Below are 25997 nucleotides of genomic sequence, written 5' to 3' on the forward strand. Positions count from 1 at the left end.
GAACAAAAATCACCAACCCTAAACCTCTAAAAACTATTTTTCATTTTGATAAAAACCCTTCCAAAATGAAAAGGTTTTTAGCTCAAAACAATCACCAAAAAATCATAAAAACTTAAAAAACAAATACTTAAACAATACGCCAATCCACTGGCATAGCTATTGTAAACAGGCTAAACAACTGCTAAGTATGTAACCTTTGTTATATAATGTAGTTAGTAAAGAAACAGATTTAATTATAACCTATTTTTACCAAAAAAAGAGCAGTTGATTTGCGTTACCTAGCGAAAATCTCACCGCCCTTTGCGGTAAAACCAAAACGTAATGAAACCATCAATGATTTACAAAAATAATAAGTAATAGCTCACCACCATAAAAATAAAAACAGATGAAAATAAAAACCAAGCTCCGCCTCGGATTCGGGTTTCTCTTTATAATCGTATTATCCTTCGGGTTAATTGCGCTCTTTTATCTAAATGAGCTGTCTGATAAATCGAAAGTGATTCTAAAAGATAACTACAAATCGCTCAAATATGTTGCTGCCATGCGCAATGTAATCGACCAGAATAATTTTCCGCTAAGCCAGAAACAGGAAAGCACATTTGCCGAAAATTTAGAAAACGAAGGTAAAAACATTACCGAGCCTGGTGAAAAAGTAGCTTTTCACAAACTGGAAACCGCTTTTAAAACCCTAATTTCTAAAACAACCATCACCATAAAAGAAAACAGCATCAGAGATTTACGGTTTGCACTTCAAAATATCGAAAAGGTAAATATGAAAGCCATTTACGATAAAAATGAACTCGCTAATCAGGCTTCCTCCAGGGCAAATCTGTATATCATGATTGCGGCAACTCTGAGTTTTATCATTTTATTTACCTTCATCGTTAATTTCCCTGGCTTTGTGGCCAACCCTCTTGCCGAATTTAGTGCGGCCATTAAACAGATCAGTCGCAAAAATTACAAACAACGCCTGCATTTCGAAAATGATGATGAGTTTACCGAACTGGCCGATTCTTTTAATGGCATGGTAGTGAAACTTAACGAATGGGAAAACAGCAATTTATCGAAAATCAAATCTGAAAAATCACGTATAGAGGCCATTATTGCACAAATGCAGGATGCCATTATCGGTTTGAATGAAAAAGGTGAAGTGCTGTTTTTAAACCACCTGGCCGCAAAGCTGATGAGCCTTGATGAGGACAAAGTTGTTGGACAGAATGTGGCAGAACTGATGCAAAAAAACGAGTTGCTTAAACGCATTATTAAACCAGAAATGGCAGATAATACCTTAAAAATATATGCCGACGATAAAGAATCTTATTTTCTGTTGGAAAACCGGGAAATTATTATTCCGAATTACGAAGAGCAGGAGGAAAAAACTTTGTTTGCCTCCTCAAAATCTGCCGGAAGTGTTTATACCCTAAAAAATATTACACAATTTAAAGAGCTTGATGAAGCCAAAACTAATTTTATTGCGACTGTTTCGCATGAATTGAAAACTCCATTATCATCTATCAAAATGAGTTTAAAGTTACTTAACGATACTCGTGTAGGTAACATGAACGAAGAACAACATGAATTGCTAAACCATATTAAGGAAGATAGCGACAGGCTTTTAAAAATTACCAGTGAATTGTTGGATCTCTCACAAGTAGAAACCGGCAACTTGAAACTCACTTTTGCCATTACCAAACCTGAAGAAATTGTTCGTTACGCTGTTGATGCCGTTAAATTTCAGGCTGAACAAAAAACAATTGAACTGGTGCTCAACTGCGACCAGTATTTACCTAGCGTAAATGCGGATATACAGAAAACTGCATGGGTATTGGTTAACTTTTTATCCAATGCATTGCGTTACAGTTCAGAAAAATCGAAGGTGATGATTGATGTTTTCCAGAAGGATAAATTTATAGAGTTTTCGGTTCGCGATTTTGGTAAAGGGATTGATGAAAAATACCAGAAAAGATTGTTCGACAGGTATTTCCAGGTACCTACCGATGGACAAAATAAATCGGGCTCGGGATTAGGCCTAGCTATTTCGAAAGATTTTATTGAAGCAGAACAAGGTAAAATATGGGTGGTAAGTGCAATTGGTGAAGGCAGTAAGTTTTGTTTTAGCTTACCGGTTGTGGAATAGATTGCTCGTTTTTTTTACCGCTAAGGACGCAAAGTTTATTTTCGCCAAGAAATGGCGAGAGAATTGGCCGGAGGTGATGATTTACCACAGAGGGCACAGAGATTTTCACAGAGGTAATGGAGAAGAAAAATTGCTAAACAATTAACTCGGTGCACTCGGTGCATTTTCCTCTGTTTTCTTCGTGGTTAAAACCGTAGCGGCTATGCTGCTTCATATACTTAATGTTTATTTTCCAACAAACCCTAAGAGAATGGGCCGGAGGTGATGATTTACCACAGAGGGAATAGAGTTTTTCACAGAGGTAATAGAGAAGAATAATTGCTAAACAATTAACTCGGTGCACTCCGTGCATTTTCCTCTGTTTTCTTCGTGGTTAAAACCGTAGCGGCTATGCTGCTTCATATACTTAATGTTTATTTTCCAACAAACCCAAAGAGAATGGGCCGGAGGTGATGATTTACCACAGAGGGCATAGAGTTTTTCACAGAGGTAATGGAGAAGACTAAACAATTAACTCGGTGTGCTCCGTGCATTTTCTCTGTTTTCTTCGTGGTTAAAACCGTAGCGGATATCCTGACAAACACATGTAAAGCATATTTTTCCAACAAACCCAAAGAGAATGGGCCGGAGGTGATGGTTTACCACAGAGGGCACAGAGATTTTCACAGAGGTAATGGAGAAGAAAAATTGCTAAACAATTAACTCGGTGTGCTCCGTGCATTTTCCTCTGTTCTCTTTGTGGTTAAAACCGTAGCGGCTATGCTACCAAACACATGTAAAGCATATTTTTCTAATAAACCCAAAGAGAATGGGCTGGAGTCGATGATTTACCACAGAGGGCACAGAGTTTTTCACAGAGGTAATAGAGAAGAGAAATTCCTAAACAATTAACTCAGTGCACTCCGTGCATTTTCCTCTGTTTTCTTTGTGGTTAAAACCGTAGTGGCTATGCTGCCAAATACTTATACAATGTACGGTTCCATTTCTTTATCAATGCTTTTTCGTAATTCCATTAGCTTAATGGCATAGCCATGCATGGCAATTTCCTTTTCAGTTTTGGGTTTAAAAGCCGGGATCGGTTTTGGCTGTCCATCATCATCTACGGCCACAAACACAATAATACAATGGGTGTTTTTCACAAAATCTGTTTGTCCTACAGGTTTAGAAAAAGCATCAACAGCAATGTGCATACTGGTTTTACCGGTATAAATGATGCGAGCTTCCATTTTAACCAAATGGCCGATATGAACGGGATGAAAAAAGCGGATTCCTCCTACATAAACAGTTACACAATACGTTTGACTCCACTGTAAAGCACAGGCAAAAGCTGCCTGATCTATCCATTTCATCATCATTCCTCCATGTACCTTGCCGCCATAGTTAACGTCTGACGGTTCGCTTAAAAATTGAAGTTCGATGTGGTTTTTGGTTCTGGGCATTGTAATAGTGCTTGATTTAATGGTTTTGCTAAGATATTATAAAATAAGGTATAATGAAAGAAACGTGCGGTTGGATGATACCATTTGATAGAACACTATGTTTTACCTTTTGGTCGTGACATGAGTTCATTTTAGGCTCTAATTTGCATGATAGATACTGAAACAAGTTCAGTATGACGGAATGAACAATCGCATTTCCTGTGCGTCCAGATGTTAACATCCGACTAATAGCAAAATAGCGTTAATTGTTACTAACTGACACTACAGAACACTTTAACCACAGATAAACAGGATGAACACAGATAATATTTGATCTGTGTTTATCTGTGTCCATCCATGGTAAAAAAAACAATACGTTAATACAGCGTCAATTGTTACCAACTGACACCACAGAACACTTTAACCACACATAAACAGGATAAACACAGATAGTGAGTTATAATCTATGTTTATTTTTGTCCATCCGTGGTAAAACAAAATAATACGTTAAATACAGCGTCAATTGTTGCCAATTGACTCCACAGAACACTTTAACCCACAGATAAACAGGATAAGCACAGATAATATTTGATCTGTGTTTATCTGTGTCCATCCGTGGTAAAAAAACAATACGTTAATACAGCGTCGGTTGGTAACATCTGAAACCACAAAATTATTTCGCCATGATGCTAATTGCATATCCTCCGCCTGGAGCACAGTATTGCGTGAACTTTGTTTTATTGGTTACTTCCATTTTACGAATGGTATAGGCCTTAGGATTGGTTTGATAATTTGCATCTTTTGCATCAGCATAAATGGTTGCGGTATATTTTTTACCGGGATCTAAAAAGCTGAAATCAATTTTAGAGGTACGTGCCTCTTCATCATTGGTACGACCTACAAACCAATTGTTTTTGCCTTTTGCTTTACGTGCGAAAGTAATATAATCACCTGGTTCGGCTTCCAAAACTTTGGTATCGTCCCAATCTACAGCAACATCTTTAATAAACTGGAAAGCATCCATGTACTTGTTGTAGGTTTCGGGTAAATCGGCAGCCATTTGCAGCGGACTGTACATGGTTACGTAAAGGGCGAGCTGACGGGCGAGCGTACTGTGTACAAATGAGGTGTTTTCGGGATTGTAAGCACTTACTTTGGTTTCGAAAATACCCGGGGTATAATCCATCGGTCCACCAATTAAACGGGTAAAGGGTAAAATAGTGGTATGATCGGCATTGTTACCGCCAAAAGCTTCATACTCTGTACCCCTTGCTGATTCGTTTCCGATCAGATTTGGATAAGTACGCGCCAAACCTGTTGGCCTAACCGCCTCGTGTGCATTTACCATAATTTTATATTCGGCCGCTTTCTGAATAGCGTACAGGTAATGGTTATTTAACCACTGGCCATAATGGTGCTCTCCTCTGGGGATCATATTGCCAACATAACCACTTTTTACGGCATCATAACCATTGGCTTTCATAAACTTATAAGCAGTATCTAAATGGCGTTCATAATTACGTACCGACGATGAGGTTTCGTGGTGCATAATCATTTTAATGCCCTTACTGGCTGCATAACGGTGTAGCTCTTTTACATCAAAATCAGGATATGGCGTTACAAAATCAAATACATAATCTTTTGTTTTACCAAACCAATCTTCCCAGCCTTCGTTCCAGCCTTCAACCAAAACGGCATCTAAACCATTTTTGGCGGCAAAATCTATATATTCTTTTACGTGTGCGGTATTTGCAGCATGTTTTCCGTTGGGTTTGGTTTTCGAATAATCGGTTACACCTAACTGTACACTGGTTAAATCATTATAAGCCCAGGTACTTTTACCTGTAATCATTTCCCACCAAACACCAACATATTTTGTTGGTTTTATCCATGATACATCTTTAAATTTAGTTGGCTCGTTAAGGTTATAAGTGAGTTTTGAAGTTAAAATATCAGCAGCTTTATCGCTTACTATAATGGTGCGCCAAGGCGATAAACATGGTGCCTGCATATATCCTTTATCACCAATAGCATCAGGTGTTAACCACGATTCTAAAACCATGTTCTTGTCATCCAGATTTAGCGACATTAAAGAATAATTGATCAAAGCAGCCTCATGGATATTGATGTATAAACCATCTTTACTCTTCATCATTAAAGGTGTTTGTAAACCTGTTGGTGAAAAAGTGGTTTGCGATGCATTTGGCGTTACAGCGGCTTTCATTTTAGCACGAACTTCTGAAAGATTTGAAGTTACCGTACTATATTCCTGCGTATCGTAATCGCCCGGAAGCCAAAATGCTTTATGATCGCCAGCCAGGGCAAACTGGGTTTTTTCTTCTTTGATTATAAAATAATCGAGGTTTTTCTGCTCAGGAAATTCATACCTAAAGCCTAAACCATCATTAAATAACCGCAAACGCACAATAATATAACGGTTGCTTTCTTTTTGTGTTAGCGTTACGGCCAGCTCGTTGTAATGGTTTACAATTTCTTTTACCTCACCCCAAACCGGTTTCCAGGTTTCGTTAAAGGTGCTTGTTTTGGTATCGGTAATGGTAAAACCGTTCATTAGAGATTTGCCATCCTTAAGCTCCAGACCGAGTTTACTGGTTTTAATAACGTCTTTGCCTTTATACTTTAAACTATAGGTAGGTACCCCTCCTTCTGCCAATGCAAAGTGAGCTATCAAATTGCCATCCGGCGACTTAAAATCTTTTTCGGGAACGTTCCCGAAACTATTCCCAAAAAAAAGTAAGGTGCAGAGGATAGTAAGAATCCCTGAGCGGTTAAAAGATTGGTTAGAATTTTTATTCATTTTATATTTATTGTTATTCAATTCAGGTTTTATTCAACCTGAAAATTATTTAAAGTTATTAATTCTTCCTGATAATGTTATCGAACAGCACCGAATGAATGGTAATTCAAATCTCGAAACACTCAAACCGTATCTCAAAAGGGATTTAATCATTTTAATAGATCCATTCCAAATCTTCCCGCAGACTATTCTGTTATAATTTCATCTCATTTAGCTCAACCTAGTATCTATCAAATTAACTTAAGTATTCTTCTCATCAATTTCATCCGCGTTAAGGATTGTAAGGGTTCAGTACCGATTTTTCATCGGTACCGAAGCGCAGCGCAGCCCTGAAAAGCCTGACCCTTTCCCGTTTTTCAAGGGATTGGGTAACGCCCAGATCAGTTTTCAGTTGACATTTTTCAGTTGACAGTTTTCGGTTGACAGTTTTCAGCTGGCAGTTTTCAGCTGGCAATTGACAGTTCTAATGTTTTTTATCAATAGTTCCTGAAACAAGTTCAGGATGACGATCTGCTATAAAAACTAGCCCCGGACGATGATCAGTTATAACCATATAGACAAAACGACGAACAATATTATTTATCCAGAAAACAATCCGATAGAAAATTAAGCCCGGATGATGATTCAATATATTTAAGCCATAATGAAGGTTTGATTTAAAAGCGAAACAGAATTACGGTTTTACCTCTTATTCTAAAAGCAAAGTATCGTCATCATCATCGGTCAAACTCAGTTGCACACTATCACTCCCGGCAATACCTTCTATCGAACCACGGATATGCGTTGCATTTAACAGCACTTTCTCCAACTGTTTTTCCCGCGCTTTCCATAACCGTTCCATGGCATCACGCTCGCGCTGGATGGAAAGTTTCATGCTCATAAAACCCTCCCTAATTGCTTTCCATTGCTCCGAAAATTCGGCTCCCATCAGATAATCGTATAACATATGCATTTTTTCACCACGGTTTTCCTGCGATTTCACTGCACCAGCCAGTCGCAAAATCCCTTCACGTAAAACATAGGCCACGGCATTTACTTCTTCGAAAGAACAGATCCAAACGCCATCGCGCTGCCCGAAACAATCCATACCTTTAGGGTAACACTGACTTACAATTACGGCCACATCAATACCCATGCTGCGCATGTCTTTCTTCAGTTTCTCGATCCAGTCGCCGCCAAAATCTTTGGTACGTTTGCTTTCATAAATAATTTTGCCGCATTCCTGTCCAAACTGGTTGCGCACCACCTGCACGCAATCTGCTCCCCTAACCCCTTTACCAACTTCTTCTATTAAATCGAAAGGATAATTGGTACGGAGCAATTCTTCTAAAATAAGCTCCTGCACTTCGCCCTGCAATTGCATGCTTCCCTGCTCGGCTTTCCGTTTCATTTCTTCTGCCAGTTTTTTCTGGTCATCGAGCTGTTTCTCCAGCTCCTTTAAACGCAACTGATGTTCGGTATCTTTAATGCTGTTTTTTTCTGCTTCCTGCTTACGGATCTGCTCTACCAGCTCGTTACGCTGCTCTTGCATTTTACGCTGAAAGGCAAGCTCCATTTCTTCTTCTTTAACTTTAAGGCTTTCCTCGCGACGTAAAAACTCCAGTTCTTTTTCGCGTGCAAGCCTTAATTTTTCGGCATTATCTTTTGCATTGCCCTCGAGCATTTGCAGCTTGGTTTCGAAATCTGCAGAAATACTTTTGCGCAGGTTTTCTTCCAGGTTACTTTTAAGCTTGGCCTTTTCTTCTGCAAGTTTAGCATCAAATGCTTTTACCTGTTGTTGTTTTTCTGATTCGAAAATCTGCAGTTTACGTTGATATTCTTCATCTTTCTGCCTTGCATAAGCAGCCGCTTTTTCTCGTAACTCTTTTTTATAATCTTCGGCCATGGCTTCTTCCATCGGAAAAACATGTGCACAGTTGGGGCATTTTATTTCGGTAGGCATTGATTATTGTTTTAACCACGGGTGCAAAGTACACCGAGGCATTTTTATTGGCAAAGATATTAAAGCTTTTTATCAATGTAAAAACGAGTTTTACACCTTTACCTTTAAAGTACTTTCGACCTGATTTCATGCCCGGCCGCCAGGATTTTACTTACCGGGCATTTGGAAGCGATATCTTCCAACCTGATTTTTTGCTCCTCAGTGAGTACACCTGTACAGGTAATTTCTTCGAAAAATACTGTTTCACCATTTTCGGTATCGATATTTACCTCTACTTCTATTTTATCAATCGGCCACTCTTTTCTATCGGCATACATTCTTAAGGTAATGGCTACACACGATGCTAAAGAGGCCATTAACAATCCTTTGGGAGCAAAACCCTTGTGTGTTCCACCGAGTTCGAAGGGCTCATCTACGATAATATCGTTCGAACCATTGCTTACCGAACAGGCATAATGTTCTTTATTTATTGTTGCTTTTACCATTATTATTCATTTTAGAATTTCAAATATTGTGCATTAACTTTAAACTTAAGTAAAACTCCGGTCTTTTTTTAAAAATGATGGGTAAAGCAGTTCTTCTTTCTTTAAAACCAATTGCATTTCTTTTCCAAATCAAAAAACCTCAAAACATTATAAGCCAGCATTTGTTGCTTTTAAAAATGCTACGTTATGAAATACAGAAAGTTAATCGGAAAATATTTAAAGCACGAATCGGATAACAGTGCAAAAATAGCGCTTGCCCTTGTGGCTGGTTTAGCTGCGGGTGCGGTAATCAGTGTTTTATTTGCCCCTGATAGTGGTGCAGGTACACGCGGAAAAATTGCAGGTGGTGCCAAAAACCTAAGGTATGGTTTTCAAGACAAGTACAATCTTTTGAAAGAGAAAGTTTTTGGTGTTGAAGCCATCGAAGAAGATATTGTTGAACATGAAGTGCCCCACTTTAAACATACGGTTGCCAAGAAACGCAAATCGGATGTGAAAGAAATTCTGGAAAACGCACATGAAAATGGTCAGGTGCAAGAAGGACAAGGATAAAAATTAAAGTTTATAATAGAAATTCGTCGTTTCGTTTGCATTGCATTCGAAATGGCGAATTTTCGCTGCATTGGCATCACTAGCTCTTAAACAATTTCTTAGTTTTACAGGATAATGTCCATATATGATTTTTATCCTCTCGAAGATTTTACTGTTTTTGATTAAACCAATAGTATGGGTTTTTGTACTCTTAATTTGCGCAACCGCAGCAAAGAATCCTAAAAAACGGAAACAGTATTTAATTTTCGGATTGGTGCTGGCTGCTTTTTTTTCAAATGCCTTTGTTGGGGGCGTAGTGATGAATGCATATGAAGCGGGCTACCCAAAAGTACAGAAATATGATGTAGGTATTGTACTTGGTGGCTTTTCTGGCTTAAATAAACGGAATAATGAAATTTCTTTTGGCTCAGCAAGCGACCGTTTATTCCAGGCGATTGCGCTTTATAAAAAGGGGCAAATTAAACAGATTCTTTTAAGCAGCGGAAGTGCAAACCTGATGAATAATGAAGTTAAAGAGGCTGATTTAGCCATTAAATACCTGAAACTGATTGGCATTCCGGATGCGGCAATACTTGTAGAAAACCAAAGCAGAAACACGGTTGAAAACGCAAAATACAGTACAGCGCTCATTAACAACAATAACCCACAGGCAAAGATTTTGGTAATTACGAGTGCCTGGCACATACCAAGGGCGAAACTGATTTTCGACAAACAGACCAAAAATAAAATTGAATACTACCCTACCAATTTTTTGGGAGAAGCTGAATTTGCATGGGCTGATTGCATTATACCAAACGCCGGTACACTAGGCATGTGGGAACTGCTATTTAAAGAATGGATCGGACTGGCTGTAGACCGCTTCAGAGCCTAGATGAATGATGGCTTGATTGATGAATTCGGTTAACTTTTTAATTGCTCAAAGCAACAGTTAAGCAATTAAAAAGTTTAAATAATTAACCAAGAACTAGCTTTCAATCGCTTTCCAAAGCATATCTTTCAATTCAAGAATATTCTTTTCTGCCACTGATGAGATAAAAATAGATGGAATTTTTGGCAGGTCCTGTTTCATTTCTTCCATTAATTCATCATCAAGCATATCTGATTTCGTAATCGCTAAAACATGTGGTTTTTGCATTAACTCCGGATTGTAAGATTCGAGCTCGCTTTTTAAAATTTCATATTCTTCTTTAATGCTTCTGCTTGTATCGGCCGGAACCATAAATAAAAGCACAGAGTTACGTTCGATATGACGCAAGAAACGATAACCCAATCCTTTACCTTTTGATGCCCCCTCGATAATGCCCGGAATATCGGCCATTACAAAAGATTTGCCACCACGGTAACTTACAATACCCAGGTTTGGTACAATTGTAGTAAAGGGATAATCGGCAATTTCGGGCTTGGCTGCAGAAACTACAGAAAGCAAAGTAGATTTACCTGCATTGGGAAAACCAACCAAGCCAACATCAGCCAGTACTTTTAATTCTAAAATGTTCCAAACTTCTTTTCCCTGTTCTCCTGGTTGTGCGAAACGTGGAGTTTGTTGAACTGAATTTTTAAAGTGTGCGTTACCTAAACCACCACGGCCACCAGCTGTTAAAATTTTGGTTTCGCCATCTTTGGTAATTTCAAAAAGTACTTCGCCGGTTTCTGCATCTTTAGCAATGGTACCTAGCGGTACTTCAAGAATTTCATCTGTACCCTGCTTACCAAATTTATGAGAACTGCCACCTGCACCACCATCTTCTGCAATAATGTGCTTGCGGTATTTAAGGTGCAACAATGTCCAGATGTGGATACTTCCTTTAACAATAATGTGGCCACCACGACCGCCATCACCACCATCAGGACCGCCCATTGATGTTAAAATATCACGATGTAAATGTGCCGAACCTGCACCGCCTTTACCAGAACGGCAACAAATTTTTACATAATCTACGAAATTCGAACCCTGTGACATATTTAAATATTGAAATGTTAATCATGGAACATTGTTAATACAAGCTCCTTTAAAATTAAAGAGTTATAACGTTTTAACATTATAACTCTTTGTATGTTTTTTGAAATATTGAATCAGGATTGATTAAATCCCTTTCTATAATCCTGTTGTTTTATAATATAAATTGATATTTATACCTTGTACTGATCAATTACAGCACAAAGATCGTTATATACCGTATCAATTTCGCCAATACCGTTTACTTTATTCAATTTTCCTTGCTCCTCATAATAAGGCAAAACGTGGATGGTTTTATCAAAGTATTCTGAAATCCGCTTTTTTAGTTTTTCAGCGTCATCATCTGGTCTGCCACTGGTTTTATGGCGCTCAGCAATACGTTTTGTCAACTCATCCTGATCAACATCCAAAGCAATTACACCAGCAATTTTGCTGCCTTTACGCTCTAAAAATAAATCAAGCTCTGCTGCTTGTGGAACGGTACGTGGAAATCCATCAAACACAAATCCTTTGGCATCCGGATTTTTATCTACCTCTTCTTCAAGCATAGCAATTGTAATGGCATCAGGAACCAATTCTCCATCAGCTAATAATTGACTAACTTTTTTTCCTAATTCGGTTTCTCCTTTAACGTGTGCTCTAAAAAGATCGCCTGTTGAAACGTGTACCAGCTGATATTTTGCAATCAGTTTTTCAGATTGGGTGCCTTTACCCGCCCCTGGAGGGCCAAAGAGAACTAAATTAAGCATTCAAGTTGTTTAGGTTGTCTTTAAAATTAAAAAAGCCTTATTCCTATGGCTCTATCAAAAGTAAATACAAATTACTGGATCTAAAAGATTAGTTAAATTGTTTACTTTCAAGGCTGCAAATATATAATTATTAATTTAGAAGCCATTTAAAATTAAGAATTTATTTAAAAAAGAGCTATTTTAATGACATTTATCTTAATCTACAAAGAATCTTATGCTATATTTATATTTCACAGCATATCTTCCAATAACAGGGGCATTTGGCCAAATAATGCCGATCGCATTTAATCAAATTTGATTAAACCTTTTAGCAAACGAATAGCTGAAATAGTTCAGGATTTTCTAAGCTCATTAACTCACACTGCGTTTATTAATTAAACTATATTTATAATGGGTTTTACACGATAAAGCATTAAATTCACAGTTCGCAAAACAACCTTGCAGCCAAACAATGAATGCTATTTCTACCAAATCCTTTTCAGCAAATAATATAAACTATTTACCGCCCTCAAAACCGATTGTAGTTATCTGCATGGATGGCTCGGCCGACGAATACCTTGATACTACACTGGTTCAGGACCGGATGCCAAACCTAAAAAAAATGATATTGCAGGGATACAGAGGCATGGTACGCGGTGCATTGCCTTCTTTTACCAATGTAAATAATTCGTCTATCGTAACAGGGGTTAGTCCGGCAGTACATGGTATTTGTGGCAACTTTTTTTACGATGCAGAAAAAGATGAGGAGGTAATGATGAATGCTTCCAATTACCTGAGGGCCGAAACATTATTGGCAGCAGCAGCGCACGCGGGCAGAAAAGTAGCAGTTGTTACGGCAAAAGAAAAACTACGTGATATCCTTTCACATCAGTTAAATGGCATTGCTTTTTCGGCTGAAAAGGCTGCACAAGCAAATTTGCAAACCCATGGTATTGAGCATGTAGAAGAACTCATTGGGCAAAAAGCTCCCGTTATTTATAGTGCAGAGGCGAGTTTATTTGTATTAAGAGCAGGTGTAGCCTTGTTGGAAAAAGGCATGGCTGATTTTTTATATTTATCGCTTACTGATTACATGCAACATACTTATGCACCTGATACGGAAGAATCGCTTGCTTTTTACGAAGCACAGGATGTTGAACTGGGTAAAATGCTGCAATTAGGAGCGGTTATTGGTGCAACGGCCGATCATGGCATGAATGCAAAAGTAAAAACTGATGGAACACCAAATGTTTTGTTTATCGAAACCATGCTTAATGAGAAATTTGGAAGTGGATTTAGGGTAATCTGCCCCATTACTGATCCTTATGTTAAACATCATGGAGCCTTAGGTTCTTATGTGTTGGTTTATGTGGATGATGCCGCTAAAATTGAAGCGGTAAAAAACTGGCTGGGGCAGCAAATTGGCATTACTGAAGTATATGATAAGGAAACAGGTTGCCGCATACTGGAACAACCGGCCGATCGCACCGGAGATCTATTTGTACTGTCTGCCCGTGATGTTGTTATCGGAAAAACAGCCGCTCATCATGATTTAAAGGCATTAAATGGCACCTTACGTTCGCATGGTGGCCGATATGAAGAAATGGTACCCATGATAATTTCAGAACCCTTAAATGCTATTTATAAGTTAAAAGCACAGGGTGATCCACGCAATTTTGATATTTTTGATTTTACAGTTAATGGCACGCATTAAACACTTAAATCATATGGCTTTTTTGAATACTAGCTTTTAATAACACAAATTCATAGCTATCCTGCGGAATAGTTCGCCTGAGTAATTTCAATTTTTCCGGTACAAATCTAAACCTGATTTTTCCGTAGAGATCCTGATAAACACCAACCTGCTCACTGATTTCCCTTACCATACATTCGTACTTCTGATAGGTAGTAATTAAATCTGCTTTAAGATTCCTGATTTGGTCGCAACCCTCAGGGTCATTACCAACCATGCCTTCCAGCTCTTCCAATTGCTCAAGCAATCCGATCATGTTTGTTACCGTTGCCCTGTTAATCCCTTTTACACTCATATTCTATTTAAAAAAAACGCTTTGAACCATACCGACAGCCAAAATTTGCGGCCGGTTTTTATTTTAACCTGTGTAATCGCCTTTATTAGGCCAAAACTTGCTCTACTTTTGTCTTTTCTCCCATTCTGGAAACAAAGAATGCTATCGAAGCTGATAATACACAGGCAATTGCGGTAACAATAAAAATATTGTTGCTATCGCCGGTAATATCAATCACGTAACCTAAAAATGGTTCGCCAATGGCCGCAAAAAGATAACCACACATATTCATAATTCCCACTCCTGTACCAGTTAACTTACTGCCCAACATATCCGGACTTAATGGCCAATAGCAAGCCTGCGGACCATACACAAAGAAACCTGTAAGCAACATTAGCAAACCACTTAATGCAATTTGTTGTGTTGGCACAATAAAAATGAGGAGTGATAGTACGGCACTTACCGACATGCCCACAATGATGGCCTTTAATCGGTTTCCTTTAAACATGGTATCGGATAAAACGCCAAAACAAAGTGCACCGATGGCCATCCCAACCGGCAGCAGAAAAGTAACCCAGATATTGCCTGGATTTTCTTTCCAGTTTTTACCCAGAAAATGTACAGGAACCCAAAATATAAGGCCATAACGGGCCATACTTTCGAAACCAAAAGACAAAGAAGTGAGGAGAAACTTTTTATTTTTAAAAGCTTCCTTATATCGATCCAACCAAGCTGTTTCCTGAGCATCAACTTGTGCATTTCCTGTGTTTTCATTCTCATCCGGTTTATCTTTCGCTACAATTAAAAGTATGGTAGCCGTAATCAATAAAAGTAAAACAGGCAAACGGAACAACATCCGCCATTCTATTCCCTGCTGTAATAACACGATAGAAATCAGGTAAGTAACAGCCGAAGATAATCCAGCCGCCATGGTATAAAAACCAAAAGCTTTACCACGTTCGTGTTCATCCCACCAGTTATTAATCAGTTTTGCACCCGGTGCCCAAGCCATAGATTGAAAGAAACCATTTAGCCCCCAAAGGATCATAATTAAGGTAGCCGTGTTGGAAAAACTGATGGCAATATTTGTCAGAATTGATAAATAGGCACCTGTTGCGATCATCAGTTTCGGGCTTAATTTATCGGCAAGGTTTCCATTGATAAACTGGCCTATTGCATAACCGATTAACATACAAAAGCTAATCCAGCCAATGGTGCTGTAAGGAATATGCAATTCTGCAACCATACCTTTTATTGCCCAGCCGAAATTGTGCCTTCCGGTATAAAAGAAGAGGTAACACAACATGGTTACCAGGAGCATTCGCCACTTTAAAGTATTTGAGCTACTGTTCATTACCGCCTTTTTTAGCAATATTTATCCCAACACGTATAGGTTTATTCGCAACTGCATAATTAAATGCAGCTTCGGCCTCAGCGAGCAAAAACTCCGCTGAAACCAATGCTTCGAAAGGAAATTTTGAATAATTATTTTCAATAAATTTAACTGCCGCTGTAAAATCTTCATGGTTATAATTGTGCAACCCTTTGATGGTGATCAGGTTGCGAACAATTTGTTCGGCATTTACCTTTACTTCACGGGCTTTAAATACAGCTCCGATCCAAACTGCTGTACCACCAACTGTAAGTGTAGAAAGTCCGGTTTCCATTGCGTCTGGCGAGCCACTCATATCGAAAACCACATCAATATTATTGGGAAGCTGAGGATTTTCGTTTAATAAGTATTGATTGCCAGCCCCAAATGATTGCGCCAGCTGTAGGCGTTCTGCATTTACATCGGCAACGTGTACCTCTTCTGCCCCATCAGCACTGCACATTGCCGCAGCTACTAGACCTAGTAAACCCACTCCGGAGATTAACACTTTTTTTCCTTTTAAACTTCCTGATAATCGTACCGCACCGGCAACCGTAGCAACTGCACAATTAATGGTAGCTGCCACCTTTAACGGAATTTCTTTACTGATTTTAAGTACCGTGGTACCATTTTTTAATACACAGTGAGTAGAAAGTCCGCCGTGAAGGGCATCAGTTTCTGTTATGGTAGCATGGCCATATTTAAAAAGCCCATCTGATTTTTGTGGCATGCCTGCCCTCGCCCTGTCCGAATCGGCATTGGAAGCAAATATGCTCCAGGTAACCCGGTCACCGATTTTGAGCTGATTTCCTAAATAATCTATTTGGGCATGCTCAGAATGAAAACCTACAATTTCGCCAACAATTTCGTGGCCCAGTACCGTGGGCACGGCTTCGGTTCGTAATCCACAGAAAGTATGCAGATCACTCCCACATATTGTTGTGTAAAGATTCTCGACAAGAATTTCACCAGGTTTCAATTCAGGAATAGCCGTTTTCATTTCTTCAAGGTGGTTTCCTGATCCATTGAAGGCAATGAGAGTTGCATTTTTCATATTTATTTATCTATTGATCAATTTGGTTATCGTGGCCTCACATTTTTGTGTGTATTGCCAAGAATTGGCAAATAAACGTTTTTAATGTTTAGCAAAAGTAAACAAATGTTAATGTAAATGTTAACAATTACTAAACATTTGTTTAGTAACTTTTCAGGTATTATATTTGGCCACTGAGTTTAAAAAATTAATTTACCTTAAAGATAAAAAGCACAATGCATACTGAAATTAAAATGGTCGTATTTGATATGGCTGGCACAACAATAAACGAAAATAACCTGGTATACAAAACTTTAATGAATGCTATAAACGCGGCTGGTTTTAATTACAGTCTCGATCAGGTACTCGCTGTAGCCGCCGGAAAAGAAAAAAGAGAAGCCATTAGGTCTGTATTAAGAACTTACGAAGGTAATTTTGAAGAAAGTGTTGTAGGAGACATTTATGATGAGTTTATCGGAAAATTAAAACTCGCTTACGAAAAGGAAGATATTTCAGGACAACCGGGTGCGATTGAACTTTTTAAAAAACTTCGTGAAAAAGAAATTATTTCAGTGCTGAATACAGGTTACGACCGATCTACTGCAACAGCTATTCTGGATAAAATCGGCTGGAAAGCAGGCGTTGATTTTGATACCTTGATTACAGCCTCAGATGTTAGCCAAAACAGACCTGAACCGGATATGATTTTATTGGCCATGAAACAACATGGAATAAATGATGGAAAACTTGTGGTTAAAGTTGGCGATTCGAATATTGATATAGAAGAAGGCCAAAATGCTGGCTGCGGATTAAGTATTGGCATTACCACAGGTGCACATACACAAGAACAATTGGAAGAAGCAAATCCAGATGCTGTGATTAACGAGCTAAAAGAAGTTCTAAGCATTATAACCGCAGCACCGGCAAACGCATAAGCGCTCAATTAAATACCCAATGATTAACATCAAAATGTTGGCGTGGAAACACGCCAGCATTTTTTTTTGCTTTTAATTATGTTTTTAGCGTAAATTATGTCGATTTACCTATTTTCTGGAAGCTTCTTATATAATTAAGGTAGCTACCATCAGCATAATGCATTGGCAACTACCATAAAAATGAATTTCAATTGTATCAAACTTATTTTTTTCCTACACCAATAATTTTTCTTTTGCGTATAACTGGTACAATCTCTTTGCCGACAAGCAACCCCGTTTCATCCTTAAAATTCAGTTCTTTTGGAGATGGGCCAACCCATTTGCTTTTTCTGCCTTCGATAATAATGCTTGCCGATGAGGGATCAATTGTTAAGGTAGTAAAAAGCGAATCCTGGTAAGGGCAGGTGCTGGCTATCCATTGATGGCTTTGATGAATTTCTTCAGAATAGCTATTGTGTTTGTATTTGCTGCCCACCCAAAAGTAAGAGGCTGAATTAATGTGAAGATAATTGACATTTTTAATCAACAACTGGCAATCGATATGGGTATGACCATTTATAGCCAATAGAATTTTATCAGCAGCCGAACTGAGTATTTCCTGTATTTCTTCGGCATTATCTACCGCTAAAGCACCTGCAAGCGGTTGGTGGCTTACAATAATAATGGGTTTATTGATCTCTTTTAATTGTTGTTGCAACCATTTTTTTTGCTCATCATTTATATATGATGGGTATCCTCCCTTATGTTTTGGCGATCCTTTATCATTCCCGTCCAGCACAATAAAACATACCCCATTAATTTCTTTTGTATAATACCTGGCTGGCATTTTGTAATAGCTGATGCACTGTGCTTTGGTATGGCCTGAATCTGTATCGTGATTGCCAATTACATGCAATGCCTCAGTGTGGGCACCATTAAAGCGATCTATCAGTTCCTTATTTTTTTCGTTTGGATAGGCAAAATCCCCCATTTGAAGAATCAGATCGGGATTAATATTTTTACAGTGGGTTAAAAAAGCATTTAACCGTTCGCTGCCGTTATGGATTACATCCTGATGTAAATCGGTAATTACACCAACTTTAATCGGTTTTGCTTTCGGCGAAAACATGGCAAGAGCAGTATCAGGAATTTGCAGAACAATCCCTGTGGCAAACATCCCGCTGATAAATTCTCTTCTGTTTAAGTTTTTCATTGCTAACAAGTTGAGGTATAACAGAAAACCGATAGCCTTTTGAAACTATCGGTTTTTTAATAGTTTATTACCAGCCTGGATTCTGTGGTTTCAGAGCAGGATTTATGGTTAATTGATTGGTTGGCAAAGGAGCTAGATAATCTCTACTGGTATTAAATCGATAACCGGATGTTAACGCTGTATTATTTTTGAACCATTCGATATATCCATTGGCATCTTCAGGATACTTTGCTAAAGTGGGTGCATCAATAGCTCCCGCAAACTGTGCTTTTTTTGCGCCTTTCGGTTTCCAGCCGACCAATAATTCGTCAGCGGCAGCCCATCTGTAAATGTCATCCCTTCTAAATCCTTCACAAGCTAACTCAACTCTTCGTTCTCGTCTTACTTCATTAATGGTTGAATTTAACATTGGAAAAATCCAGTTTGGATCTGTCACAATTGAAGCAATTATCAACTTGGGCATCCCTGCCCTTGCCCTCAATTTGTTAATGGTTAAATCTACGTCAGCTTGCGTAAGCGTACCCAGCTCAGCTTTTGCTTCGGCTAAAATTAATAAGGCCTCGGCATACCTGAATAAAATTAAGCCGGTAGTACCTACCTCGGCCACAACCTGCTGTGCATAATTTGCATTATGGCCTTTATACAACTGGTAGCCAGTAGTATTTGATTGCGTACCACCACCCAATAATGCAGGTGCAACAAAAACTACATTAGCCTGGCCGTTTGGAAGATTAGTGGAAATGAAATGCTGGCCATCATTTACATAAATGGTTTGCTGCAAACGTGGGTCTCTGTTTTTTGTTACATTAACCAGTGTATTATCTCCTTGATATAAAGAACTTTGAGATTTAGGCAAACCATCTATACAAAGGTAATCATCTACCAAATTCTTTGTAATACCACGGCCTGCTCCACCATTGCTATACCTATGCCAATTGTGTGAAATTACACCAACCTCATAACGGCGCCACAGCATTACCTCTCTACTTCCGGCATAATCAGTTTGGTTAAAAAGATTCCAATAATTTGTCGGGCTCACCACTGTATTATCTAAACTATATACATTTGAGTTAACTAACGCAGCAGCAACATCAGCAGCTTTTTGCAGATATTTTGATCCATCCGAACCTACAGCACCAAAGGCAGTGCCCGAGTGGTATTTTTCCCAAGTTCCTTCGTACAGAGCTATCCTGGATAAAAAAAGCATGGCTACTTCCTTATTTATCCGCGAAGTTTTTGCTGAGGTTTTAGTAGGCAGATAAATTATAGCCTTATCTAAATCATTAATAATGGAATCGACAACGATATTACGCGCTAACCTAGCGTTAAACAATGTTGGATCATCTAGTGATAAGATAGGTTTATTTATCCATGGCACTGCACCAAAGGTTCTCAATTTATCAAAATAAAACTGAGCCCTAAAAAATAATGCTTCGCCTACATAAGGTTTTACCAAATCAAACGATGCATTTACTTTTTGGTAATTTGCCATGAAATAATTGATGTTTTTTAATTGCGCCCAATCCCAGCCACCACCAGAAGCAGGTACCGTACGGTTACCATTAATGGTAGTATTTACCTGTTCGGCAATCATATTGTCACTACCCTGATCTGCATCATCTGTAAAATTACCTATCGGACCAAAACCTGTGTAGGAAGGAAAAACAGCATAAAAATTATTACAGTATAATTGTAAGTCGTTTGTAGTTTTCCAGTATTCAGCATCACTGATATTGGTTAGTGGTGCCTTATCTAAAAAATCTTTTTTACATGCTGATACTATTAGTACTGCACACAATGCCAATAGTAAATTTATATTTTTTAACAATCTCATATTATTATGATTTACCCGTAAAAATTAAAGTGTAAGATTTAAACCGAACGAATAAGTACGTTGCAATGGATAAATCTTCGCATCGCTGAGCGAAAGTTCAGGATCCATTGTTTTGATTAAATCGGTAAAGGTTGCCAGGTTTTCTACACTTACATACAACCTGGCTCTTTTTAAAAATACTTTTGAAGCGATATTAGCTGGCAAAGTATAACCTAACTGAACATTTTTAATACGCATGTAAGCGGCATTTTGCAGGTATCTTGTAGAGGTTTGGTAATTTTTATTTACCTCGTCGCTCATATAATATCTAGGAAAATAACCGGCTTGGTTGGTTTGCGACCATCTATCTGCATGTACAGTAAAAGGTGAACTCTGATATTCACTGCTCTGGATCCCCCAAAAATAATTGGAACCGATAAATACATCACGCTTTGCTATACCTTGTAAGAACAAACTAAAGTCGAATGATTTCCAACCCAGATCAATGGTTGCACCATATTGATATCTGGGTGTAGAATTACCAATAACACTTCTATCGCCCATATTATCAGCAGTATTTGGTCCGATTGTAATTTTGCCATCTCCATCTAAATCCTCATATTTAACATCACCAACCTGCCATCTTCCATTCCAAAATGCAGGAGTAGGAATAGCAGTACCAACATTGTCTGAAGTGTACAGGCCATTTGATGTATAACCATAAATATTGCCCATCACCTCTCCGGTATACCAATCACTGATCAACCTGTTTGGATTAGGGTATTCGGTTACTTTACCTTTATAATCGGCCAAAGTAGCTTTTATGCCATAAGAGAAATCGCCAATTTTATCAGCCCACTTAACAGAAATTTCAAACCCTTTGGTTTCGATAGCCGTATTATTTGCAGGCGGAACTGCAGCACCAAGTACTGTCGGCAGCGGCGCGCTTGGACCGGCAAAATCCTTTGCCTCACGTTTATACCATTCAAATGTAGTGCTTAATCTGTTGCGCAAAAATGAGGCATCGAAGCCTGCACCATAGGTTGTAGTGGTAACCCAGGTAAGATCGTTATTAACCAATGGCGGTGCAGAAACAGAAGCTTCTCTTGCCGTTCCAAAAAACCAAGACGTAGAGGTAGGTCGGGTAGTGCCCAAACTTGGATAAAAGGGATACCAGTTTGGCGTATTAACATCCAAAAACTGCTGATCGGCCTGACTACCATAATTCAGTCTCAATTTAAATGTGTTTACCACTTTTGAAATGGGTTTCCAGAAATTTTCTTTATCAATATTCCAACCTGCTGAAATACCTGGATAAAATTTCCACCTTACACCTTCTAAAAACCTTGAGGTACCATCGTAACGGCCATTAACTTCAAGCATGTATTTATCTTTGTAAGCATAACTAAACCTTCCAAAAACGCCTTCAACGGCTAACTGCCTTGCCGCATCACTTGCAGAAGCATTGGCACCATAAGTTAAGTTCAATGATGGAATGTTATCAGAATACAGATTGGTATTGGATCCGCTGGTAGTATTATAATTGGTTAACTCTTTAACATAACCAGCTGTTAATGCAATATTATGATCTCCCAAATTCTTTTCATAATTGGCAAATGCATTAACCACATGATGTATTGTACGTGTATTTGTTAAGGAGTAAGCGTTTGGCGTAGTTCCACTAATCGTACCCAGGTTATTACTCGGAAGTGTTGTATACAAGGTTTTTAAATGGGCCGATTGATTGGAAAAAATACCATCAAAAGTGTAGTTTGCTGTTATTTTTAAACCTTTTACAGGAGATATCCTAATCTCACCGGTAGTTACCACATCATTACGCTGGTCGATATTTCGGCCACCCTCTTCATGTAACAGAATATCATTAGCCTCGTTGTATTCGCCAGTAGGATTAAATAATGCGAGGTTTGGAAATTTGCGGGCAATTTGATGCATGTAATTACCACCCGTACGTGCCGAAACAGTATTTGGAGTATCATAATTTGATCTGGCTAAAGCTGTTCTCAAACTAAAACCCAACCAGTTATTTATTTCGTTATTAAAGTTTGCCCTGATGTTGTAACGTTTATAGTTATCATCGCCAAACTTATACATCCCATTTTTCTCATTGTATCCCAAACCTATGTAATAATCAGATGAATTACCACCGCCTGTAACCGATAGATTATGTTGTTGTGCACTCGAAACATCTTTAAAATATTCTTTAAACCAATCGTGGTTACCATTTGCTTCAAACCAACTACCCCACCAATCGGTTGTGGTTTTACTAGGCACAGTCTCAGTAGTGATGATGCCCGCCTGGTAATCTCTCATTCTTTTTAAAACCTCATCATTAAATGCCACCCCACGACCAGCATTTGCATAGGCTTCGTTATAGATATCAGCAAAATCTAAAGAATTCATCATTTTAGGCAAGTTGATTGGCGTGGCAAAAGCCAAATTGTTATTATAAGAGATAGAAGGTGGTCCTTGCTTTCCTTTCTTAGTTGTAATTAATAATACGCCGTATGGTGCACTTGATCCATAAATAGCTGCAGAAGCGGCGTCTTTTAAAATTGTAACACTTTCGATATCACTCGGGTTAATTGAGTTAATATCTCCACCCTGCACCCCATCAATTACCACAAGTGGTCCACCAGTTACGCCAAGCCCTGTAAAGCCCCTTACGTTAATATTCTGAGTGGCATTTGGCGCTCCACCTGCAGTGGTTGTTGTAATATTTAGACCGGGCATCTGTCCTTGCAAAACCTGACTTAAACGCGTAGCAGGCCTATCGTCCAAATCCTTAGCCGTTACCTGATCAATGGATCCGGTTAAATTAACCTTCTTTTTGGCCCCATATCCTACTACCACCATTTCATCAAGCATCTTACTACTCTCCTTTAAAACGATTGTCATATTTGTTTTTGTTACCCTTACCTCCTGGGTTACAGAACCTATGAAAGTAACAATTAGCACATCGCCTTCAATTGCATCTATCGAAAAACTACCCGATCCATCTGCACTAGTAATCCTATTGGTTCCTTTTACCTTTACAGTAGCACCTGGGATTGGCAGCCCTTTTTCATCAACCACTTTCCCTAATATTTTCTCCTTTGTTTGAAAAATATTATAAATACTAAGTTCTTTCCCTTTAATCAATACAGTTTTATCAGATATTTGATATTCTAGAGATTGATCCTTTAAGCAAATTTCCAATACTTCTTCAAGTGAAGCGTCTTTTACGTTTATGGTAACCGATTTGGCCAGTTTCAGTGCTTTTTTATTGTAAAAAAAATCATAGTTACTCTGGTTCCTGATCTCTTCAATAATTAGCGATAAAGGAGCATTAACCTTGTTGAGTGTTATCTTTTGCGCGAAAGTGCTCGCACTTACCTGCATTATGGTTATCATCAGAAACAGTGTAGTAATTTTCATCACCAGCAGAAATTTGTAAAAGGCATGGTAACTATCTCCATACCGATTATGTAAGTTTAAAATCATAAATTTGAATGTTGGGTTTTGGTTTAATTCTTCGTTAAATTTTTATTCCGATTGCTCGGAATGGGTAAACTCAACATCCGGCCGAAGGTGCTCGAACACCTTTGGCCATTTTTGGTTTACCTTGCCCGTTGTAGTTATTTGGTCACGATAATCCTCCTTCCTTCGATTTTAAAGTGTACATCACCATCAAACGCTATGATTTTCAGTAAGGAAGATATATTTTTAGAACGCGATACTTTGCCCGCGTAAACAATATTAGGATCTGGTTTGCACTGGTAAACTACTTCAACATCGTACCACCTGGCTACCTTTGTCATTATGGATTCGAGGTTCTCATCAAATTTAAAATAGCCGTTTTTCCATGCCACAACATCTTCAACATCCACATTGGCCGTTATTTTAATTTCTCCTGAACCTGTTTCTGCCTGTTCACCAGGAGTTAAAAGTTTAGTATTTTTCCCTTCCGAAACTTTTACTGAGCCTTGCAAAAGTGTTGTTTTAATCAGATTTTGATCTGTGTAAGCCATAATATTGAAATGCGTACCCAGTACTTCTACGATTTGCTTACCACAATGTACTTTAAATGGCATTTTAGCATTGTGTGCGACTTCAAAATAAGCTTCACCGCCTATTTCTACATTTCGTTCACCACCCGCAAAATGCAACGGATAAGTAATGCGCGATTGTGCATTTAACCATACTTTAGACTGATCTGGAAGTATCACCTGCCACTGCCCGCCTAGAGGAACTTCGATGGTATTAAATTCAGGTTTAAAAGCTTTATTTTCTGTATTTGCAATCGTTTCATAAATCAACTGCCCATTTGCAGTTTTAGAAATTTTAATACCATTCTGATTTGCAATTTCGCCGTTATTTAAACTTTCTAAACTGATTTTTTTGCCATTGGCAAGTATCAAAATTGCCTTATCCACTCCAGGAGCTACATCATTAAGTTTAACCAACTCTTTTTTTTCTGCTTTTATTTCGTTTAAACTAAAATATAACGTGGTCCCAAAGGCCAGCACCAAAGCCGCTGCAAGAGCAAATGTTTTGAATTTTTTGGATGGATAAAGTTTTCCAACAGGCACAGTTTCTTTCTGTATACTTTCTTCAATGCGAAGCAATATTTTCTGTTTGGTTTCCTGGAGTTCGTCCATCATGAAACCATCAGTATATCCAGCATTCGAAGTCTGATTTTCGTACCATAGCTCAATTTCTTGAATGTCGGCTGCTGTGGCCTGTCCGTTATTAAACTTGGCCATTAAATCAAGTAAATGTTTATTGAAAGCATTTTCATTCTTGCTCATATAGTGTATTCGAAGCAAAGAGGAAAAGGTTCTATCCTAAATTGAAATAAATCAATAAAAAATTATAAGAAACTGAATAACAGGAGAATAATTTAAAAAGATTATTTAGAAAAGAAAATCAGGCAGGCAATCGTTAAGAAAGTCTTGCTGCCCTTAAATTCTTCCCTAAGAAAAAGCATGGCTTTATGGAGGTGTTTTTTTACCGTACTGACCGAAATAGCCTCGCGATCGGCAATTTCCCGATGTGATAATTCTTCGAAGCGGAACATGATAAATACTTCACGGCATTTTTCGGGTAATTTTTTACAGGCTGTAAGGACAATTTGCTTAAACTCTTTAATTTCCAATTGGTTAGCGGGTGCAGTTGACAATAAATTCGTTTCGGCAATTATACCATCAATGTGCCTATAATGCAATTGCTGCACACGGTAAGCATCAATTACTTTAAATTTGAGAGCTGTTTTAAGATAAGCTTCTAAGGTAGATTTTGGATCAATTTCGCAACGGCGAAAATAAAGATTCACAAATAATTCTTGTACCACTTCTTCTGCATCTTCTCTCGAATGCAGACGTTGATAAGCGGCATTTAATAGTATTTCCCAATATCGATCATAAATTTCAGCAAATGCATTTTTACAGCCCATCCGTAGCTGGACAATCAAATCATTATCAGAAAGTTTATCGTGATTTTTCATTAGGGATTAAAATCTATCGATTTGAAAATGACCGGAATAATAGCTATTTGTTTATTGTTTAGCAAAACTAAACTTTGTTTATTAA

Annotated in this window: 19 protein-coding genes; 5 read left to right on the top strand and 14 right to left on the bottom strand. The window is 38.3% G+C overall.

Annotated elements, in window-relative coordinates:
* Window positions 1–385: 385 nt before the first annotated feature.
* Complete coding sequence (locus tag ACZZZW_RS22415; protein ID WP_463496689.1) at window positions 386–2137, top strand: HAMP domain-containing sensor histidine kinase; 1752 nt, start codon at window positions 386–388, stop codon at window positions 2135–2137.
* A 962-nt stretch (window positions 2138–3099) separates the two neighbouring features.
* On the opposite strand, the gene ACZZZW_RS22420 is transcribed toward ACZZZW_RS22415, so the two are convergent.
* The 4 genes from ACZZZW_RS22420 to ACZZZW_RS22435 all read right to left on the bottom strand — a co-directional run bounded on the left by ACZZZW_RS22420 (window position 3100) and on the right by ACZZZW_RS22435 (window position 8800).
* Window positions 3100–3576, bottom strand: coding sequence for an acyl-CoA thioesterase (locus ACZZZW_RS22420; protein ID WP_055912568.1), 477 nt, complete (start codon window positions 3574–3576; stop codon window positions 3100–3102).
* A 652-nt stretch (window positions 3577–4228) separates the two neighbouring features.
* Window positions 4229–6373, bottom strand: a complete 2145-nt coding sequence (locus ACZZZW_RS22425) for a glycoside hydrolase family 97 protein (protein ID WP_463496692.1) — start codon at window positions 6371–6373, stop codon at window positions 4229–4231.
* A gap of 688 nt (window positions 6374–7061) precedes the next feature.
* Window positions 7062–8315, bottom strand: a complete 1254-nt coding sequence (locus tag ACZZZW_RS22430) for a DUF2130 domain-containing protein (protein ID WP_463496694.1) — start codon at window positions 8313–8315, stop codon at window positions 7062–7064.
* Between the two features lie 104 nt (window positions 8316–8419).
* The gene (locus ACZZZW_RS22435; protein ID WP_463496697.1) at window positions 8420–8800 is read right to left on the bottom strand and encodes an OsmC family protein; all 381 of its coding nucleotides are present in this window, start codon (window positions 8798–8800) and stop codon (window positions 8420–8422) included.
* A gap of 186 nt (window positions 8801–8986) precedes the next feature.
* Between ACZZZW_RS22435 and ACZZZW_RS22440 the strand changes: the two genes are divergently transcribed.
* A complete protein-coding gene (locus ACZZZW_RS22440; protein WP_055912577.1) occupies window positions 8987–9352 on the top strand; it encodes a YtxH domain-containing protein in 366 nt (121 codons plus the stop codon).
* Window positions 9353–9476: 124 nt separating this feature from the next.
* Window positions 9477–10223, top strand: coding sequence for a YdcF family protein (locus tag ACZZZW_RS22445; protein ID WP_463496700.1), 747 nt, complete (start codon window positions 9477–9479; stop codon window positions 10221–10223).
* 93 nt (window positions 10224–10316) lie between these two features.
* On the opposite strand, the gene obgE is transcribed toward ACZZZW_RS22445, so the two are convergent.
* Window positions 10317–11312, bottom strand: coding sequence for a GTPase ObgE (gene obgE, locus ACZZZW_RS22450; RefSeq protein WP_055912581.1), 996 nt, complete (start codon window positions 11310–11312; stop codon window positions 10317–10319).
* Between the two features lie 170 nt (window positions 11313–11482).
* On the bottom strand, window positions 11483–12058 hold the full coding sequence (locus ACZZZW_RS22455) for an adenylate kinase (protein ID WP_055912583.1): 576 nt from the start codon (window positions 12056–12058) through the stop codon (window positions 11483–11485).
* A gap of 451 nt (window positions 12059–12509) precedes the next feature.
* On the opposite strand from ACZZZW_RS22455, the gene phnA reads away from it, so the two are divergent.
* Complete coding sequence (phnA, locus tag ACZZZW_RS22460; protein ID WP_463496703.1) at window positions 12510–13751, top strand: phosphonoacetate hydrolase; 1242 nt, start codon at window positions 12510–12512, stop codon at window positions 13749–13751.
* Window positions 13752–13755: 4 nt separating this feature from the next.
* Here the strand turns inward: phnA and ACZZZW_RS22465 are convergent, their stop codons facing one another.
* The 3 genes from ACZZZW_RS22465 to ACZZZW_RS22475 all read right to left on the bottom strand — a co-directional run bounded on the left by ACZZZW_RS22465 (window position 13756) and on the right by ACZZZW_RS22475 (window position 16490).
* The gene (locus ACZZZW_RS22465; protein WP_055912590.1) at window positions 13756–14085 is read right to left on the bottom strand and encodes a hypothetical protein; all 330 of its coding nucleotides are present in this window, start codon (window positions 14083–14085) and stop codon (window positions 13756–13758) included.
* 85 nt (window positions 14086–14170) lie between these two features.
* Window positions 14171–15418, bottom strand: coding sequence for an MFS transporter (locus tag ACZZZW_RS22470; RefSeq protein ID WP_463496706.1), 1248 nt, complete (start codon window positions 15416–15418; stop codon window positions 14171–14173).
* Window positions 15408–16490: a zinc-binding dehydrogenase gene (locus tag ACZZZW_RS22475; RefSeq protein ID WP_463496708.1), complete on the bottom strand. Its 1083-nt coding sequence runs from the start codon at window positions 16488–16490 to the stop codon at window positions 15408–15410. The genes ACZZZW_RS22470 and ACZZZW_RS22475 overlap by 11 nt, the downstream gene beginning before the upstream one ends.
* A 215-nt stretch (window positions 16491–16705) precedes the next feature.
* Here ACZZZW_RS22475 and ACZZZW_RS22480 point away from each other — a divergent pair, with 215 nt between their 5' ends.
* Window positions 16706–17404 (top strand): phosphonatase-like hydrolase, encoded by a 699-nt coding sequence (locus ACZZZW_RS22480; RefSeq protein WP_463496710.1) that lies wholly within the window; start codon window positions 16706–16708, stop codon window positions 17402–17404.
* Between the two features lie 202 nt (window positions 17405–17606).
* On the opposite strand, the gene ACZZZW_RS22485 is transcribed toward ACZZZW_RS22480, so the two are convergent.
* The 5 genes from ACZZZW_RS22485 to ACZZZW_RS22505 form a co-directional block, all read right to left on the bottom strand.
* Window positions 17607–18596: a metallophosphoesterase family protein gene (locus ACZZZW_RS22485; RefSeq protein ID WP_463496712.1), complete on the bottom strand. Its 990-nt coding sequence runs from the start codon at window positions 18594–18596 to the stop codon at window positions 17607–17609.
* A 67-nt stretch (window positions 18597–18663) separates the two neighbouring features.
* Window positions 18664–20430: a RagB/SusD family nutrient uptake outer membrane protein gene (locus tag ACZZZW_RS22490; protein WP_463496714.1), complete on the bottom strand. Its 1767-nt coding sequence runs from the start codon at window positions 20428–20430 to the stop codon at window positions 18664–18666.
* A gap of 24 nt (window positions 20431–20454) precedes the next feature.
* Window positions 20455–23910: a TonB-dependent receptor gene (locus ACZZZW_RS22495; RefSeq protein WP_463496716.1), complete on the bottom strand. Its 3456-nt coding sequence runs from the start codon at window positions 23908–23910 to the stop codon at window positions 20455–20457.
* Window positions 23911–24044: 134 nt separating this feature from the next.
* Window positions 24045–25217, bottom strand: coding sequence for a FecR family protein (locus ACZZZW_RS22500; protein ID WP_463496719.1), 1173 nt, complete (start codon window positions 25215–25217; stop codon window positions 24045–24047).
* A gap of 101 nt (window positions 25218–25318) precedes the next feature.
* Window positions 25319–25912 (bottom strand): RNA polymerase sigma factor, encoded by a 594-nt coding sequence (locus ACZZZW_RS22505; protein ID WP_055912613.1) that lies wholly within the window; start codon window positions 25910–25912, stop codon window positions 25319–25321.
* Between the last annotated feature and the right edge of the window lie 85 nt (window positions 25913–25997).

It is taken from the genome of Pedobacter sp. AC379 (assembly GCF_979258145.1).

Excerpts from the sequence above, each read along its gene's own strand:
- ACZZZW_RS22415 (WP_463496689.1), top strand. The coding sequence starts at position 386 with ATGAAAATAAAAACCAAGCTCCGCCTCGGATTCGGGTTTCTCTTTATA.
- ACZZZW_RS22420 (WP_055912568.1), bottom strand. The coding sequence starts at position 3,576 with ATGCCCAGAACCAAAAACCACATCGAACTTCAATTTTTAAGCGAACCG.
- ACZZZW_RS22425 (WP_463496692.1), bottom strand. The coding sequence starts at position 6,373 with ATGAATAAAAATTCTAACCAATCTTTTAACCGCTCAGGGATTCTTACT.
- ACZZZW_RS22430 (WP_463496694.1), bottom strand. The coding sequence starts at position 8,315 with ATGCCTACCGAAATAAAATGCCCCAACTGTGCACATGTTTTTCCGATG.
- ACZZZW_RS22435 (WP_463496697.1), bottom strand. The coding sequence starts at position 8,800 with ATGGTAAAAGCAACAATAAATAAAGAACATTATGCCTGTTCGGTAAGC.
- ACZZZW_RS22440 (WP_055912577.1), top strand. The coding sequence starts at position 8,987 with ATGAAATACAGAAAGTTAATCGGAAAATATTTAAAGCACGAATCGGAT.
- ACZZZW_RS22445 (WP_463496700.1), top strand. The coding sequence starts at position 9,477 with ATGATTTTTATCCTCTCGAAGATTTTACTGTTTTTGATTAAACCAATA.
- obgE (WP_055912581.1), bottom strand. The coding sequence starts at position 11,312 with ATGTCACAGGGTTCGAATTTCGTAGATTATGTAAAAATTTGTTGCCGT.
- ACZZZW_RS22455 (WP_055912583.1), bottom strand. The coding sequence starts at position 12,058 with ATGCTTAATTTAGTTCTCTTTGGCCCTCCAGGGGCGGGTAAAGGCACC.
- phnA (WP_463496703.1), top strand. The coding sequence starts at position 12,510 with ATGAATGCTATTTCTACCAAATCCTTTTCAGCAAATAATATAAACTAT.
- ACZZZW_RS22465 (WP_055912590.1), bottom strand. The coding sequence starts at position 14,085 with ATGAGTGTAAAAGGGATTAACAGGGCAACGGTAACAAACATGATCGGA.
- ACZZZW_RS22470 (WP_463496706.1), bottom strand. The coding sequence starts at position 15,418 with ATGAACAGTAGCTCAAATACTTTAAAGTGGCGAATGCTCCTGGTAACC.
- ACZZZW_RS22475 (WP_463496708.1), bottom strand. The coding sequence starts at position 16,490 with ATGAAAAATGCAACTCTCATTGCCTTCAATGGATCAGGAAACCACCTT.
- ACZZZW_RS22480 (WP_463496710.1), top strand. The coding sequence starts at position 16,706 with ATGCATACTGAAATTAAAATGGTCGTATTTGATATGGCTGGCACAACA.
- ACZZZW_RS22485 (WP_463496712.1), bottom strand. The coding sequence starts at position 18,596 with ATGAAAAACTTAAACAGAAGAGAATTTATCAGCGGGATGTTTGCCACA.
- ACZZZW_RS22490 (WP_463496714.1), bottom strand. The coding sequence starts at position 20,430 with ATGAGATTGTTAAAAAATATAAATTTACTATTGGCATTGTGTGCAGTA.
- ACZZZW_RS22495 (WP_463496716.1), bottom strand. The coding sequence starts at position 23,910 with ATGATTTTAAACTTACATAATCGGTATGGAGATAGTTACCATGCCTTT.
- ACZZZW_RS22500 (WP_463496719.1), bottom strand. The coding sequence starts at position 25,217 with ATGAGCAAGAATGAAAATGCTTTCAATAAACATTTACTTGATTTAATG.
- ACZZZW_RS22505 (WP_055912613.1), bottom strand. The coding sequence starts at position 25,912 with ATGAAAAATCACGATAAACTTTCTGATAATGATTTGATTGTCCAGCTA.